The organism is Nocardia sp. NPDC055165 (assembly GCF_053606985.1).
Genome location: NZ_JBSGSS010000010.1, coordinates 241,687 through 256,368 on the forward strand (window position 1 = coordinate 241,687; position 14,682 = coordinate 256,368).

Annotated in this window: 17 protein-coding genes; 11 read left to right on the top strand and 6 right to left on the bottom strand. The window is 67.3% G+C overall.

Annotated features, from left to right (window positions below; genetic code table 11):
• Window position 1: 1 nt before the first annotated feature.
• The 4 genes from ACWFRF_RS22215 to ACWFRF_RS22230 all read left to right on the top strand — a co-directional run bounded on the left by ACWFRF_RS22215 (window position 2) and on the right by ACWFRF_RS22230 (window position 3,251).
• Window positions 2-973 carry an alanine/glycine:cation symporter family protein gene (locus ACWFRF_RS22215; RefSeq protein WP_452452021.1) on the top strand — a complete coding sequence of 324 codons (972 nt, stop codon included), beginning with the start codon at window positions 2-4 and terminating at the stop codon, window positions 971-973.
• Between the two features lie 15 nt (window positions 974-988).
• A complete protein-coding gene (locus ACWFRF_RS22220; RefSeq protein WP_452452023.1) occupies window positions 989-1,834 on the top strand; it encodes a polyphosphate kinase 2 family protein in 846 nt (281 codons plus the stop codon).
• 92 nt (window positions 1,835-1,926) lie between these two features.
• Entirely contained in the window at window positions 1,927-2,688 is a 762-nt protein-coding gene (locus ACWFRF_RS22225) for a DsbA family protein (RefSeq protein WP_379312790.1), read from the top strand.
• Window positions 2,688-3,251 carry a vitamin K epoxide reductase family protein gene (locus tag ACWFRF_RS22230; RefSeq protein WP_378991240.1) on the top strand — a complete coding sequence of 188 codons (564 nt, stop codon included), beginning with the start codon at window positions 2,688-2,690 and terminating at the stop codon, window positions 3,249-3,251. Before ACWFRF_RS22225 ends, ACWFRF_RS22230 begins: the two co-directional genes overlap by 1 nt.
• On the opposite strand, the gene ACWFRF_RS22235 is transcribed toward ACWFRF_RS22230, so the two are convergent.
• From ACWFRF_RS22235 to ACWFRF_RS22250, 4 genes are all read right to left on the bottom strand, one after another.
• Complete coding sequence (locus ACWFRF_RS22235) at window positions 3,237-3,881, bottom strand: class I SAM-dependent methyltransferase (protein ID WP_452452025.1); 645 nt, start codon at window positions 3,879-3,881, stop codon at window positions 3,237-3,239. The two genes, ACWFRF_RS22230 and ACWFRF_RS22235, sit on opposite strands and share 15 nt — an antisense overlap.
• Window positions 3,878-5,122 (bottom strand): saccharopine dehydrogenase family protein, encoded by a 1,245-nt coding sequence (locus ACWFRF_RS22240; protein WP_452452027.1) that lies wholly within the window; start codon window positions 5,120-5,122, stop codon window positions 3,878-3,880. The genes ACWFRF_RS22235 and ACWFRF_RS22240 overlap by 4 nt, the downstream gene beginning before the upstream one ends.
• 22 nt (window positions 5,123-5,144) lie before the next feature.
• Entirely contained in the window at window positions 5,145-6,578 is a 1,434-nt protein-coding gene (locus tag ACWFRF_RS22245; protein ID WP_378991074.1) for an ABC1 kinase family protein, read from the bottom strand.
• A gap of 126 nt (window positions 6,579-6,704) precedes the next feature.
• Window positions 6,705-7,391: a TetR/AcrR family transcriptional regulator gene (locus ACWFRF_RS22250; protein ID WP_378991072.1), complete on the bottom strand. Its 687-nt coding sequence runs from the start codon at window positions 7,389-7,391 to the stop codon at window positions 6,705-6,707.
• Between the two features lie 339 nt (window positions 7,392-7,730).
• Here ACWFRF_RS22250 and ACWFRF_RS22255 point away from each other — a divergent pair, with 339 nt between their 5' ends.
• From ACWFRF_RS22255 to purU, 6 genes are all read left to right on the top strand, one after another.
• Window positions 7,731-8,984 carry a DUF445 domain-containing protein gene (locus ACWFRF_RS22255; RefSeq protein ID WP_387445885.1) on the top strand — a complete coding sequence of 418 codons (1,254 nt, stop codon included), beginning with the start codon at window positions 7,731-7,733 and terminating at the stop codon, window positions 8,982-8,984.
• A 113-nt stretch (window positions 8,985-9,097) separates the two neighbouring features.
• The gene (locus tag ACWFRF_RS22260) at window positions 9,098-9,544 is read left to right on the top strand and encodes a helix-turn-helix domain-containing protein (RefSeq protein ID WP_101465494.1); all 447 of its coding nucleotides are present in this window, start codon (window positions 9,098-9,100) and stop codon (window positions 9,542-9,544) included.
• The gene (locus ACWFRF_RS22265) at window positions 9,544-10,191 is read left to right on the top strand and encodes a heparin-binding hemagglutinin (protein ID WP_378991069.1); all 648 of its coding nucleotides are present in this window, start codon (window positions 9,544-9,546) and stop codon (window positions 10,189-10,191) included. Before ACWFRF_RS22260 ends, ACWFRF_RS22265 begins: the two co-directional genes overlap by 1 nt.
• Window positions 10,192-10,282: 91 nt before the next feature.
• On the top strand, window positions 10,283-10,561 hold the full coding sequence (locus ACWFRF_RS22270) for a DUF2516 family protein (protein WP_235569396.1): 279 nt from the start codon (window positions 10,283-10,285) through the stop codon (window positions 10,559-10,561).
• 76 nt (window positions 10,562-10,637) lie between these two features.
• Entirely contained in the window at window positions 10,638-11,690 is a 1,053-nt protein-coding gene (locus tag ACWFRF_RS22275; RefSeq protein ID WP_452452030.1) for an alpha/beta fold hydrolase, read from the top strand.
• A 20-nt stretch (window positions 11,691-11,710) separates the two neighbouring features.
• Window positions 11,711-12,601 (top strand): formyltetrahydrofolate deformylase, encoded by an 891-nt coding sequence (purU, locus tag ACWFRF_RS22280; protein WP_378991066.1) that lies wholly within the window; start codon window positions 11,711-11,713, stop codon window positions 12,599-12,601.
• A 1-nt stretch (window position 12,602) separates the two neighbouring features.
• Here the strand turns inward: purU and ACWFRF_RS22285 are convergent, their stop codons facing one another.
• Window positions 12,603-13,130, bottom strand: a complete 528-nt coding sequence (locus ACWFRF_RS22285; protein WP_378991064.1) for a GNAT family N-acetyltransferase — start codon at window positions 13,128-13,130, stop codon at window positions 12,603-12,605.
• Between the two features lie 92 nt (window positions 13,131-13,222).
• On the opposite strand from ACWFRF_RS22285, the gene deoC reads away from it, so the two are divergent.
• Window positions 13,223-13,888, top strand: coding sequence for a deoxyribose-phosphate aldolase (gene deoC, locus ACWFRF_RS22290; RefSeq protein ID WP_452452033.1), 666 nt, complete (start codon window positions 13,223-13,225; stop codon window positions 13,886-13,888).
• Window positions 13,889-13,923: 35 nt separating this feature from the next.
• Here the strand turns inward: deoC and ACWFRF_RS22295 are convergent, their stop codons facing one another.
• Window positions 13,924-14,658 (bottom strand): LmeA family phospholipid-binding protein, encoded by a 735-nt coding sequence (locus ACWFRF_RS22295; RefSeq protein WP_378991062.1) that lies wholly within the window; start codon window positions 14,656-14,658, stop codon window positions 13,924-13,926.
• Window positions 14,659-14,682: the final 24 nt, after the last annotated feature.

Sequence of the window (14,682 nt, forward strand, 5' to 3'; positions counted from 1 at the left end):
TGTGGCGGCGGTAGCGGTGCAGTCCAACACCATCGTGGCCACCGGGCGGGCGTCGCTGTCGGCGCTGGACGGTGACTGGTTCGCGCCGCTGGTCGGGCTCTGCCTGATCACGTTGCTCGGGGTGGTGATCTTCGGCGGGGTGCGCCGGATCAGCCACATCACCGAGGTGCTGGTTCCGGTGATGGCGGTGGTGTATCTGCTGCTCGGCATCGCGGTGGTGGCGCTGAACATCACCGACCTGCCGCAGGTGCTCGCCGATATCGTCGGCGGGGCGTTCGGGCTGCGTGAGGTGGTGGGCGGCGGAATCGGGACCGCGCTCGCGCAGGGCATCCGGCGCGGCATGTTCTCCAACGAGGCCGGACTCGGGTCCTCGCCCAATGCCGCTGCGGCGGCCGATGTCTCGCATCCGGTGAAGCAGGGATTGGTCCAGTCGCTCGGCGTCTACTTCGACACCCTGCTGATCTGCTCGATCACCGCGTTCATCATCCTGACCAGCGACCCTGATCTGTCCGAGCGGCGCAGCGCCGACCTGACCCAGAGCGCACTCCAGGCGTCGCTGGGCACCTGGGCCGGGCACGTGCTCACCGCGGTGGTGTTCCTGCTCGCGTTCAGCTCGATGATCGGCAACTTCTACTACGGTCGCGCCAATATCGAATTCATCACCACCCGTCCCCAGGTGCTCACCGCGTTCCGAATCCTGGTGCTGGTGGCGGTCTTCGGCGGCGCGCTCGGCTCGGTGAGCCTGATCTGGAACCTGGCCGATGTGTTCATGGGCGTGATGGCGCTGGTCAACCTGGCCGCGATCATCCCGCTCGGCGTCGTCGCGTTCCGCCTGCTCGCCGACTACCGCGCTCAGCGCGGTGCGGGTGCGGACCCCGTGTATGTGCACCGTGCCGACATCGCCGACCCGGCGGGCGTGCAGTGCTGGCAGGCAACGATTGCGTCGAGCTTGCCCGGCAAACCCGCCCATTAGTGGTAGGCATGGGAAATGGCGAAACAGTGGACCGAAACGGCCGATATCGCGCTGCGCGCCGACGGTCAGCGCGTCGCTGATCTGGACACCTCGAGCACGCCGGGCTTCAGCGGCGGCAAGCGCCTCGGCAAGGAACTGCTCGCCGAACGGGCGACGGTGCTCTCGGTCTTGCAGGAGAAGCTGTTCGCACACGGTCGCACCGGTGGACAGCGCAGCGTGCTGCTGATCTTGCAGGGCATGGACACCGCGGGTAAGGGCGGCATCGTGCGCCACGTCATCGGGTCGGTCGACCCGCAGGGCGTCGACCACGCGTCGTTCGGCGTGCCCACCGAGCTGGAGAAGCAGCACGATTTCCTGTGGCGCATCCGCAACAAGCTGCCCGCCCACGGCCAGATCGGCGTCTTCGACCGCTCCCACTACGAGGACGTGCTGGTGGTGCGGGTACACGATCTCGTGCCGCAGGCGGAGTGGGAACAGCGCTACGACCAGATCAACGCGTTCGAGAAGGAGATCGCCGACGCGGGCACCACCATCGTGAAGGTCGCGATGTTCGTCTCCCTCGACGAGCAGAAGAGCCGGCTGCGCGAACGGCTGGAACGCCCGGACAAATACTGGAAGTTCAACCCCTCCGACATCACCGAACGCGCCTACTGGCCCGAATATCAGAAGGCGTACCAGGCCGTTCTCGACCGCACCAACACCGATTACGCGCCCTGGCACGTGCTGCCGTCGGACCACAAGTGGTACGCGCGCCTCGCGGTCACCGAATTACTGATCGCCGCGTTGGCGCAGATGGAACTCGACTGGCCGCTCGCCGACTTCGATATCGCCGAGCAGTTGCGTCGACTCGACGAGTCCTGAATACGGGCAAGACGCGCATTGCGGAAACTCTCAGGTTCGGCCCGCATGATGTTCCCGGTGGGGAGCCAACGAGCGAAAGGCGTGTGACGACGGTGAGCACGGGCAAGAGTCCCTCGGGCAGGAATCCGCTGGCGGCGGCCGAGGCGGCCGACAAGAAGCGCAAGATCGCGATCCAGGCCGGCGTCGCCGCCGTCCTGGTCGCGCTGGTCGCGGCCATCGGCATCGGCATCGCGGTGAACAAGTCCGATTCCGACAAGGAATCGTCGACGACCTCGGCGGCGCAGCTGCCCGCGACGGGCGGGGCGGTCACCGAGACCGGCACGGTCGTGATCGGCAATCCCGATGCCAAGGTCAAGGTGCGCGTGGTCGCCGACCTCCAGTGCCCGGCCTGCAAGCAATTCGAGGCCGCCAACGGTGCGACACTCGCCAAGGCCGCCGCCGACGGCACCGCCTCCGTCGAGTACCAGATCATCTCGTTCCTCGACAAGGCCTCGACCAACCAGTACTCCTCGCGTGCGGCCAACGCGTCGTTCTGCGTGGCGAAGTCGGACACCACCAAGTACCAGGCCTGGTTGCAGACGATGTTCGAGAAGCAGCCCGCCGAGGGCGGTGCGGGCCTGAGCAACGACGAGCTCATCAAGATCGCCACCGACGCGGGGTACACCGATCCGGCCGTGGCGACCTGCATCAACGACAAGCCGTACAACGACTACATCCAGCAGGTCACCCAGACCACGCTGCAGAGTGGCGTGAAGTCCACGCCGTCGGTGTACATCAACGGCCAGCTGAACCAGACCGACGCGATCTTCACCGAGAACGGCCTGGCCCCCGTGATCGCTGACGCGGCGAAGTGATCACCGCCCCCGCCCGCTCGGCCTGGCTGCTGCTGATCGCCGGGCTGGCGGGCTGGCTGGCGTCGTTCACGCTCACCGTCGAACGGTTCAAGCTGTTCGTCGACCCGGATTACGTGACCTCGTGCAGCATCAACTCGGTGCTGTCGTGCGGGTCGATCATGAAGACCGACCAGGCCGCGGTCTTCGGTTTCCCCAACCCGCTCATCGGCGTCGTCGGGTTCTCAGTGGTGGTGACCCTCGCCGTGCTGTCGGTGGTCGGCGTGGGCTTCCCGCGCTGGATCTGGGGCGGGCTGTGGCTCGGCACCGTGCTCGGCATCGCCGGACTGTGCTGGCTGATCTTCCAGAGCCTGTACCGGATCAACGCGCTGTGTCCGTACTGCATGGTGGTGTGGGTGGCGGTGCCGGTGCTGTTCGCGGTGACCACGCAGGAACTGTGGGGCCGGTCGCGCGGGGCGATGGGAATCCTCGCCGAATGGCGCTGGACCCTGGTTGTGGTGTTCTACGCGGTGGTGCTGCTGCTGGTGTTCCTGAAGTTCCAGGACTACTGGCTAAGCCTGGTCTGACACCGGCTTGGTGGCGTCCACGTATTGCATGAAACGGTGGACGCGCTGGTCGATTTCGGTCAGGCCCGCGCGGGCGAACAGCTTCGGGAAGGTATCGCGGTCGAACAGGCGAAGGCCGCTCAGGCTCGCGGCCAGGCTGCTCGCCGAGCCGAAGAGGTTGTCCTCGGCATAGCTGGTGCTGATCGCGATACGGCCGCCCGGGGCGAGGACGCGGATCATCTCGCGGGTGGCGACCAGCGGATCGGGGATCAGGTAGAGGGCGCCGAAACAGCAGACGGCGTCGAAGGTCCCGTCGGCGAACGGCAGCATGCGCGCGTCGCCGCGGACATAACCGACGCGCGGGCTGGCGTTGTCGGTGGCGGCCTTGGCCAGCATCGGCGCCGAGTAGTCCAGGCCGGTGACGAAACCGCCCTTCGTCAGATATTCGCTGAGGTAGCCGGTGAAATTGCCTGGGCCGCACGCCACATCGAGCACCTTCATGGGGCCGCTCAGCCGCAGGGCACCGACCGCGTCGTGGCGGTCGGTGCCGGTGGTCCGGCCGCTGGCGAGGTAGAACAGCGTGGGTCGCCACGCGTGCTCGTACACCGCGGCCAGCGCCGGGGCGTTCATCGTCCTGCGCGCGAGATTCACCGGCGCGCGACCTCGATGGTCATCCCGGCCTCGCGCAGCCGCGTGGTGAGCGCCTCGCCCATCGCCGACGCGGGGGTGAGCACACCCGCGCGCCCGGGCAGGGTGTCGAAGGCCAGGCTCAGGCCGCTCTGGCCGAGCAGTACGGCGGTGGCCTGGTAACCGGGGTCGCCCGTGCCGGAGAAGGTGGCCTGATACTTGGCGCCGGAGCTGGTGCGTGCGAAGGTCTTCATGGTGAACCACCCACTGCGGCGGGCCTTTTCGCTGGGGCCGGTGCCGGGCTTGGGCAGAATTCGGTCGAGCAGCTTACGGCCGAGCGAAACTCTCGACAGGACCGCGCCCGAGGCCATCCCCGCCACGATGCCGCCCGCGATACCCGCGGCGACCAGCGGCGCGGCGGCCGAGGTGCCCGCGTTCATCACCTCGCGGTAGCGGAACTGCTTGCCGTAGACCCAGCCGAGCAGGCCGTTGGTGCGGCGCACGACCTTGGTGTTGTGCGAGGCCATCACGAACGTGGTGACCCAGCCGTCCAGGCCGGGGTCGATGCTGTCGGCGCGGGCCAGCGCCAGATCGGACTGGCGGCCGACATCGGGTTCCATGCTGCGATCCGGGCTCAGCGAATACGGGTGGGCCAGGATCTTGCCGCGCGCGGAGTCGGCCGCCACGTCCTCCCACATGGCACGCCCGGAATCGATGGTGCCGCCGCTCGCGCCGCCCTTGAGATAGGCGACCAGGGTGGTGTCCTCGAGCTCGCCGGTGTCGTCGGCGATCGTGGCCCGGTAGATCTCGTACACGCTCAGGTCGGACGGAATCGAGTCGTAGCCACAGGAATTCACGATCTTGGCGCCCGAGTCGACCGCGGTCTGCTCGTACTTCTCGATGGCGTCGTGGATGAACAGCGGCTCACCGGTGAGGTCGGCGTAGTGGGTGCCTGCCGCGGCACACGCGCCCAGCAGGGGCATGCCGTAGCGCAGGTACGGTCCGACAGTGGTGACCACGACCTTGGTGCGCTCGGCCATCGAGGCCAGCGACGCGGGGTCGCTGGAATCGGCGACGACGAGTTCCCATGTCGCGGCGGCGGGCCCGAGCTCGTCGCGAGTGGCGGCGAGCTTGCTCGCCGAACGGCCGGCCAGGGCGATCCTGGCGTCGGCCGGGGCCGCGGTGAGCAGATATTCGGCGGTGAGTTTGCCGACGAAACCTGTTGCGCCGAACAGGATCAGGTCGAACTCACGGTGCTGCGGCATGACGCGCCTTTCGAAAGATGATTCAGGGCTTGGTGGCCGGTGCGCTCGCCTTGCGGGGGGCACGAGTCTTCTTCACCGGTTTCGGTGGATGAGTGGCGAGCCAATCACGATGGGCCAGACCGAGTTCGGTGACCGGCTGATCGCCGTAGAGCCATTCCCTGGCGACCAGATGCCAGTTGTTGGTGCTGTCGAGCTGGCCGAGCATGCCGAAGGTGAGGAAGTCGGCGCGGCGCGAGAACAGGTGTTCGGGCGGCAGATTCTGCTGCTTCATACCGGTGAACTCGCTGGCCCTCGGGTCGACGGCGAGCAAGAACGCGCCACTGGCCAGTTCCGGGGTGATGGTGAGTTCCTCGTCCACCAGACACCATTCCGAGGCGGCGAGCACATATTCGAGGCATTCCTCGGCGCCGATCTCCTCGGGCGAATCGATCACGCCGCGATCGATCATCAGCTGGCGCAGGTCTTCCGCGCGATCCTCGGCGGCCGCGCGCAGGCACTGGATCTCGAATCCGACCAGCTTGGGGTCCATCCGGTTGAACAACCCGAAATCGAGGAAGGCGACCCGGCCGTCCCTGGCGAGCAACACATTGCCCGGGTGCGGGTCGCCACAGAACTCGTTGAAGCTGAACAGCGAGCCGACGTAGAAGCGGTAGATGATCTCGCCGACCCGGTTACGTACCGCGGCGGGCATTTTCCGCACCTCGTCGAAGCCGTCGCCGTCGATGAACTCGCTGACCAGCACGCGGGTGGTCGACAGCTCCGGCACCGAGGACGGCACCACGATGAACGGGTGGTCGCGGTACAGGTGCGCGATCTCGGCCTGCGTGGCGGCTTCGGCCTGGTAGTCGAGCTCGCTCTCCATGTTCAGTTTCAGCTCGTCGAGCACCGCGGGGGTGATCCACGGCATCGCCGAGGCGAGCACCCGGCGGAACATGGTGAGGTTCTTCAGATCCGCGCGCACGGCGGCGTCGACCCCGGGGTACTGGACCTTCACCGCGACAGCACGGCCGTCGTTCAGCGTGGCCCGGTACACCTGGCCGATCGAGGCGGCGGCGATCGGCTCCGGATCGAATTCGGCGAAGATCTCCGCCAGCGGGGCATTGAAATCCTGCTCGATCACCGTGCGCATGGACTCGAACGACACCGTGGGTGCGGCGTTGCGCAGCACGGCCAGGCGCTGCTGGAACCGCTCGCGATGGTTCTCCGGCACCAGATCCAGGTCGAGCACCGACATCATCTGGCCCAGCTTCATGGCGACGCCCTTCATGGTGCCCAGCACCATGACCACCTGTTCGGTGGTGCGGATCATCGACTCCTCGGCCATCCGCGCGCGCACGGCCTCCGAGCGGCCGCGCATCGATAATCTGGTTTTCTTCGAGCGGATGACCGACCCCGCCGCGACTGCCCCCAGCTTCGTCCCGCGGGCAAGCCGGGAAGTCGGCACGTTCTTCGCCATCGAGATACCTCCGTTGGTGCCGACGCGCACGGCGGTGACACAAGCCACAGCGTCCCGCCCGGGTTCAGCGTAGCCAACCGTGCGCCGTTGTCGAGCCCGGCTCCCTCGAACGCGGGAAATCCCAGCTCAGGGCGACTGTTGCGGCATTTCGGGCAGCGGATGCGGCTGCGCGGTGAAGATCTCGGGTGAGCCACCCGCGCGGGCCATGCCCTCGATCGCACTCCAGGCCATCATCGTGAGGTAGTCGATGACGTCCTGACGCGGCATGGCCTTGTCGGTGGTGGTCCACCAGTGGGTGGCCAGCTGGATGCCGCCGACCAGCACGTACGACCACAGCATCGCGCCCTCGGTGCGGATGCCCTTGGCGCCCGCCCGGTCGACCAGCACCGTGGTGACCACATCGGCGAAGAGGCGCTCGAACTCCGCGAGCGAGGACTTGTCGCCCGCGGCATTGCTCATGATGAACCGGTAGACCTCGGGGTCGTCGTCGACGGTGCCGACGTATTCGGTCATCGCGGCGCGCACGAGTTGGTATTCGTCGGCGTCGAGACTGATCGCGCCGTACACCCGGGGTAGCAGCGTGGTTTCGATGAACCGCTGCATGGTGGCGTGGACCAGGTCGTTCTTGTCCGCGAAGTAGCGGTACAGCACGGTCTTGGACACGCCGATCTCGGTGGCGATCTCGTCCATGCCCGCCTGGCTGCCCCGCGCGCGGATGGCGTTGAGCGTGCCGTCGACCAGTTCCTCGCGGCGGTCGATCTTGTGCTGTCGCCACCGACGTTTGCGGCCGTCAGCCTGGCCGCCGCCGCGCACTCCTGCTCGGCTCGACTGCTCGCCGATCTCGACAAGGTCTTCGGTGGACAGAACAGCCCCCTCGTATCGATGTTGGCGTCTTTAGTCAACAGCTTAGGCGCGCCGGTGTGGGGTGGCGCTCCTTTGGCCCACGTTGCGGCATTTACCACACTCGAGTGCTTACGCGCGCGTACGACAAACCGCGCGGTTCGCCGTGTCGTGGGCGACGCCACGCGGGGTTGGCGGCGGCGCACTCGCCGTGCGCACAGCAGAATGGGTGCTATGGAGAAATCTCCCGGCAACACGGCGGTTCTCACGCCGCGCACCGAGCCCGCCGCACAGCCCGCCGGCTTCGCGGTGATGACCGACGAGGCGGGCAAAAAACGTGACCTGTTCAAGATGAAGGCACTGGCGACCAGCTTCCTGCTGGTGGCCAGTGTGATCTACCTGCTGTGCCGCTGGCTCGAATCGCGTGGCGGCGGTGGCGAGTGGGTGGGCTATGTCCGCGCGGCCTCGGAGGCGGGCATGGTCGGCGCACTGGCCGACTGGTTCGCGGTCACCGCGCTGTTCAAGCACCCGCTGGGTCTGCCGATCCCGCACACCGCGATCATCCGCAAGAAGAAGGACCAGCTCGGGGAGAGCCTCGGCGCCTTCGTGGGCACCAACTTCCTCGCCCCCGACGTGGTCTCGGCGCGCCTGGACTCGGCGCAGATCTCGCTGCGCGTGGGCCGGTGGATGGCCGATCCGGCGCACGCGGCGCGGGTGGCGCAGGAGAGCGCGACGATCCTGACCGCGGTGGTCAACACCCTGCGCGACGAGGACGTCGAGCAGATCATCGACAACACCATCGTCAAGCGGATCGCCGAACCGCTGTGGGGGCCGCCGCTGGGCCGGGTGCTCTCGGAGATGATCGCCGACAACCGGCAGCGGCCGCTGATCGACCTGCTGGCCGAGCGCGCGCATCAGTGGGCGCTGGGTTCCCAGGACACGATCGACCGGATCGTGGTGCGCGATGCGCCGCAATGGGCGCCGAAATTTGTCAATACATTGCTGTCGGAGCGAATTTATCGGGAACTCGTCGAGTTCACCTGGAAGGTGCGCTCCGATCCTGAACACGAATTGCGGCGGGCCGCCGATCGCTTTCTCCAGGATTTCGCCGAGGACCTGCAACACGACGACGCGATGATCGCCAAGGCGGAGAAGGTCAAGGCCGAGATCATGGGCCGCGAGCAGATCACCGGAATGGCCGAGGCCACCTGGCGGGCGGCGAAGCGGTTGATCTTGGAATCAGCCGAAGACCCGGATTCCACCCTTCGCCGCAAGGTGGCCGAGAATGTGCAGCAGCTCGGCGAGCGCCTCCGCGACGACCCGGAGATGCGTGGCAAAGTGGACGGGTGGATCGATCGCGGTGCTCGCTATCTGGTCGGCAACTACTCCGCGGAGATCACGACATTGGTGACCGATACGGTCGCGCGCTGGGACGCCGACGAGGCGAGCAGGAAGATCGAATTGCAGGTCGGTCGGGATCTGCAATTCATCCGGATCAACGGCACGGTCGTCGGCTCGCTCGCCGGCCTGGCCATCTACACGATCTCGCAGCTGCTGTTCCACTGAACGACCTGGTAACCGGGGCTGCGTACGCGTTAGCCGACCGGGTGCTAACTGTAGTGCTTGCAATAGCTAGCACCCTGTTCTACTATTGGCCTTACAACGCCAGAAGGTGAGCGATGACAGACCAACCCGAGAGTCGTGTAGCGCACGCGGCTCAAGACATCGGAGGTTTCATCAGGGCACAGCGCGAAGGTGCGCAGGTGTCCCTGCGTCAGCTCGCCGCTCTGGCGGGGGTAAGTAATCCGTACCTGAGCCAAATCGAACGCGGATTACGTAATCCCTCCGCCGAAGTACTCGCGCAGATCGCCAAGGCACTGCGGGTTTCCTCGGAGGTGTTGTATGTGCGGGCAGGATTTCTGGAACAGCGTCCGCACAGCCCGGTCCGTGACGCCCTGCTGGCCGACACTTCGGTGTCCGAGCGGCAGAAACAGGTGTTGCTGGAAATCTATGAGTCGTTTCGCCGGGAAAACGGGGAAGAAGCCGGCTCAGGGGGGAACGAACGAGACACTGACGTTTCGTTCACGACAACTGACACTCCGCCACACCAGGAGACTGAAGACTGATGACCGAGAAGACCGCCACTGTGACCAAGCCGCTGTTCGCCACCGTCGGCGCCGGTGACGCCATCTACGCCGCCGTGAACGACGTCGTCGCCGACGTGCGTGGCCGCGTTGCCACCGCCGACCCGAAGGCCCGCGTCGAAGAGGCCCGCGAGCGCATCGCGAACGTGCCCGCCGACGTGCAGGCCCAGTTCGACACCCTGCGTGACCGTATCTCCGGCCTGCCGTCGGAGCTGCCGGAGGACCTCGCCGAGCTGCGCGAGAAGTTCACCCCCGAAGAGCTGCGCAAGCTGGCCGAGCAGTACTACCGCCAGGCGCTCGACATCTACGCCGATCTCGCCGTTCGCGGCGAGGAGACCGTCGACCGGCTGCGTGCCAACCAGGCCGTCGACGAGCAGATCGGCCGCGTCGAGAACCTCTACAAGGATGCCTCCGCTCGCGCCGAGGATGCCCTGACCAAGGTCAACGACCTGCTGGGTCGCACCAAGGCCGAGGCCGAGGCCGTGGCCGACAAGGTCGACGCCGTGGTCGAGGCCGAGGTCGTCGCCGTCACCACCGAGCCGGCTCCGGCCAAGGCTCCCGTCGCCAAGAAGGCTCCGGCCAAGAAGGCCGCTCCGGCCAAGAAGGCCGCCGCGCCCAAGAAGGTCTAGCCTTCGCGCAGCACCGCTGACAGCGGCCCCGTACACCAGGTGTGTGCGGGGCCGCTGTTCGTATGATGGGGGTGTGAACATGGTGAATGGGATGACCTCGCTGATTCTGCTGATCCTGTGGATCGGCGCCTTCGGCGCGACGGTGTTCGCGCTCATTCACGCTGTGCGCCAGCGTTCGGATGCTTTCACTGCCGTCGACAAGATGACCAAGCCGATCTGGCTGGCCATTCTCGGTGGTGCGCTGGTGTTTCTGCTGATCGGCATCGGCGGGCTGGGGATGCTGTCGTTCATCGCGATCATCGCGACCGGGGTGTACCTGGCCGATGTGCGCCCGAAGGTGGACGAGGTGCAGCGCGGACCGCGCTGGTAATTCCCGGCTCGAAGGGCTCGCGGGTGAGTGGTACGCGGTGTTACTGTATCTGGCAGTAACACAAAGGAGTGTGCCGATGCGCGCAAAGTTGCCGACGGCTCTGGTGAACCTGGTCGACCGGGTGTCCACCGTGGTCGAGACCACCCTCGCGGCCCACCGGGCGGACCTGCGGACACGGACGCACGGGATCGCGGCCTTCGATCCGCCGCGGATACCGCACGACGTGATCCCCGTGGTCACCGCCGACGGCGCCCGCCTGCGGGTGCACGCCTACGGCCCCGTCGCCGCGCCCGTCATCGTGTTCGCCCACGGCTGGACGTGTTCGATCGAATACTGGAACGCCCAGATCAACGCCTTCGCCGGCGAGTACCGCGTGGTCGCCTACGACCAGCGCGGCCACGGCGAGAGCACCAACGGCTACGCCCGCCCCAGCACCGATCTGCTCGCCGACGACCTGTGCGACGTACTCGACGCGGTACTGCTGCCGGGTCAGCGCGCGGTACTGGCCGGGCACAGCATGGGCGGGATGACGCTCATCGCCTGGGCGGGCCGGTACCCCGAGCGGGTCGCCGAACAGGCCGCCGCGGTGATCCTCACCAACACCGGCGCGCACTCACTGGTCGAGGTGTCGACCATGGTTCCCGGCCTGAACATCCCGCTGCGGATGCTCGGCGGCCGTTCGATGCCGACGCCGGACTGGCTCGGCAAGCTCATCCTCGGCACCCCGGTGGTGTTCCCGCCGATCAAGCCGGTGCGCTGGATCTTCGCCCGGCAGGTGATGACCCTCGATACCTCGCGCGAGAAGCTGAATTACGCGCTCTCGGTGGTGCGTGGCTGCCCGATGATGACGCGTTCGCGCTACGGCTTCCTGCTCACCGAGCTGCACCTCGGCGATGACGCGAAGAACTTCTCGGTCCCGACCACCGTGCTCGCGGGCGATCGTGACGACATGACCCCCGCGATCCACGCCGAGCGCCTGGCCGCGCTGCTCCAGGAAGCAGGCACGCTCGCCGGGTTCAAGGTGCTGCCGACCGGACACCTCGGCAACGTCGAACGCTACGACCTGTTCAATGCCGAGGTGGCCCGAGTGCTGGCCGCCGTCAGCGAGCCCGTGCGCGCCCTGGCCTGACCGCCTGCGAGAATCGGCGGATGAGCTCTACCGCTGTGACCTCGGACGACCGTCGGTTCGTGCTGACCCTCGGGTGCCCGGACCGGCCGGGCGTCATCGCCCGGATCTCCTCGTTCATCGCCGAATTCGGCGGCTCGATCGTGGAGGCCGGGTATCACTCCGACGGTGACATCGGCTGGTTCTTCACCCGCCAGGCCGTGAAGGCCTCGACGGTGCCGTTCTCCATCGACGAGCTGCGGGTGCGCTTCGCCGAGGTGGCCGCCGAGTTCGGTCCCGAGACCGACTGGCAGCTGCACGATTCCGGTGCGCCGCGGCGCGCGGTGCTGCTGGTCAGCAAGGACGGGCACTGCCTGCACGACCTGCTCGGCCGCGCACAGGCCGGTGAGCTGCCCGCGACCATCGAGGCCGTGATCGGCAACCACCCCGACCTCGCGGGCATGACCGAGGCCCACGGGGTGAAGTTCCACCACGTGCCGTTCCCGAAGGACCCGGCCGAGCGCGGTCCGGCCTTCGAGCAGGTGCGCGACCTCGTCGACTCCCACGATCCGCATGCCGTGGTGCTCGCCCGTTTCATGCAGGTGCTACCCGCCGAGCTGTGCGAGCACTGGGCCGGGCGCGCGCTCAATATCCACCACAGCTTCCTGCCCTCGTTCGTCGGCGCGCGGCCCTATCACCAGGCGTACGCGCGCGGGGTGAAGCTCATCGGGGCGACCTGCCACTACGTCACCGCCGAGCTGGACGCGGGGCCCATCATCGAGCAGGACGTGATCCGCGTCGATCACGCCGACGACGCGCGCGACATGGTCAGACAGGGACGCGACATCGAGCGGGTCGTGCTCGCGCGTGGACTGCGCTGGCACCTGGAGGGCCGGGTGCTCGTGCACGGTCGGCGCACGGTCGTCTTCGAGTGACCTACAGGTCGTAAAACGGTGCCGGATAACGGAATTCGCCGGTGACGGCGGAATCGTAGGCCGTGAGCGGGCGGACCTGGAAATACGGCGCCCATTCGGCTTCGTCGGGCACGACGCCCAGGCGCGCGCCGGGGACGAAGCCGAAGCGGGCGTAGTAGTCGGGATCGCCGACCAGGCCGACAACCGATTCGTCGAGAGCGTCGGCGGCGCCGAGGGCGGCGTGGACCAATGCCGAGCCGACGCCGGACTTCTGATGCTCCGGATCGACGCCGAGCGGACCCAGCGCGAGCACCGGGAACGGGCCGATTCCGGCTCTGGTGAGACAGATGTGCCCCACGACGGTGTCGTATTCGAGGGCGACCAGCGACAGCGTGGGCATCCACGACTCGTCGGTCCGTAGCGTCTCGACGAGGGCGGGTTCGGGTGGTTCGGTGACGGCCGGATCGCCCGCGTAGTGCGGGGCGAAAGCGGCGCGGTGGATCGCGGCGATCGCCGGGGCGTCCGCTGGGGTCTCGCGACGGATCAGCACAGGCTTAAGTCTCCAGGATTTGGGTACGGGAGCGCAATGATGTGCCGTGCCCGATGTTCCGGACTCGGCCGCGCGTGTGCGATGCTCGGGAAATGACTTCCGCGCCGCTGACCCGGGCCGCCGTGGCCGACATGATCGACCACACCCTGCTCGCGCCGGAAGCCACTCCGGCCGAGGTCGACTCGCTGGTCGTCGAGGCGCGCAAGCTGGGGGTGTACGCGATCTGCCTGTCGCCCTCGATGCTGCCGGTGCGTGCGCCGGGGCTGGTGGTGGCCACAGTGGCGGGTTTCCCGTCCGGCAAACACCATTCGCTGGTGAAGGGTGCCGAGGCGCGGCTGGCCGTGGATCAGGGCGCTGCCGAGGTGGACATGGTGATCGACGTGGGCGCCGCGCTGGCCGGTGATTTCAACGCCGTGCTCGCCGACATCATCACCGTGCGCGAGGCGACCAGGGATCGGGCCGTGCTCAAGGTGATCATCGAATCGGCGGCGCTCACCGATGCGGCGATCGTCGGCGCGTGCCGGGCGGCCGAACAGGCGGGCGCCGATTTCGTGAAGACCTCCACCGGTTTCCATCCCGCGGGCGGTGCGAGCGTGCACGCGGTGCGGTTGATGGCCGAGACCGTCGGCGGACGACTCGGGGTGAAGGCCAGCGGCGGCATCCGCACCGCCGCGGATGCCGCCGCGCTGATCGAGGTCGGTGCTACGCGGCTCGGGTTGTCGAAATCGGCTGCGGTCCTCGACGGTTTTCCCGACTAGCCGAGGTTTTCCCGCGTCGTCACCGCCGCGCGCGATCAGCAGGTGAACCCGGACTGCTGAGCGGCCGGGTCGCTCTCGAGTGCGGTCTTGCCACCCGAAAGGTGCACGCTCACACCGTCATCGGTGACCTTGACCTCCTGCGCGCGCAGGCCGAGCGGATAGCTCTGCAAGCTCTGGGTGAAGGTCTCGACGATGTCCTGCACGAGGTCGGTGGGCAGGCCGATGCCGAGTATCTGCGCCGACTTCGTCTCCACCGTGACGTTGCCGTCGCGGACCATCGGCTGCACCTCCAGCTGGGCGAGGCCGCCGAGCACATCGAGAGTGATCACTCCGGTGCTCGCCGAGGAGCTCACGCCGCTGACCATGGTGCCGAGGGTCTCGCGGATGCCGTCGTTGTTCCAGGTCACGTCGGCGGTCGAGCTGTCGATGGTGCCGCCGCCTCGGCCGCGGTCGACGAGTTCGATGTCGTTGAATTTCGCGTGCACCACCATCCCGACAGCGGGGCCGAACTTGTTGTCCTCGCTGTCGACGGTGATCGTGCCGACCTTGCCGTCCACATAGGACAGCAGGATCGGGCGCGGGCCGAAGCCCACGTCGATGCTCGAGCCCATCTGTTGCTCGAACGCGCCGCTGATGCAGCTCGAGATCTTGTGCCTGGCATACGCTTCGGTTCCGCCGATGGCCGCGACGAGTAGGGCTGCGACCACGGCCAACGCGATCACCAGCGAGCGCCGACCGATCCTGGGGCGAGGGGGCTTTTGTGTGGTCATGGCATCGGATTCTTCCCGATCTTT

Bases quoted from the DNA above. Each gene is read 5' to 3' on its own strand.
- ACWFRF_RS22220 (WP_452452023.1), top strand. From the start codon at position 989: ATGGCGAAACAGTGGACCGAAACGGCCGATATCGCGCTGCGCGCCGAC.
- ACWFRF_RS22245 (WP_378991074.1), bottom strand. From the start codon at position 6,578: ATGGCGAAGAACGTGCCGACTTCCCGGCTTGCCCGCGGGACGAAGCTG.
- ACWFRF_RS22295 (WP_378991062.1), bottom strand. From the start codon at position 14,658: ATGACCACACAAAAGCCCCCTCGCCCCAGGATCGGTCGGCGCTCGCTG.
- purU (WP_378991066.1), top strand. From the start codon at position 11,711: ATGAGCTCTACCGCTGTGACCTCGGACGACCGTCGGTTCGTGCTGACC.
- ACWFRF_RS22265 (WP_378991069.1), top strand. From the start codon at position 9,544: ATGACCGAGAAGACCGCCACTGTGACCAAGCCGCTGTTCGCCACCGTC.
- ACWFRF_RS22275 (WP_452452030.1), top strand. From the start codon at position 10,638: ATGCGCGCAAAGTTGCCGACGGCTCTGGTGAACCTGGTCGACCGGGTG.
- ACWFRF_RS22270 (WP_235569396.1), top strand. From the start codon at position 10,283: ATGACCTCGCTGATTCTGCTGATCCTGTGGATCGGCGCCTTCGGCGCG.
- deoC (WP_452452033.1), top strand. From the start codon at position 13,223: ATGACTTCCGCGCCGCTGACCCGGGCCGCCGTGGCCGACATGATCGAC.
- ACWFRF_RS22255 (WP_387445885.1), top strand. From the start codon at position 7,731: ATGACCGACGAGGCGGGCAAAAAACGTGACCTGTTCAAGATGAAGGCA.
- ACWFRF_RS22260 (WP_101465494.1), top strand. From the start codon at position 9,098: ATGACAGACCAACCCGAGAGTCGTGTAGCGCACGCGGCTCAAGACATC.
- ACWFRF_RS22240 (WP_452452027.1), bottom strand. From the start codon at position 5,122: ATGCCGCAGCACCGTGAGTTCGACCTGATCCTGTTCGGCGCAACAGGT.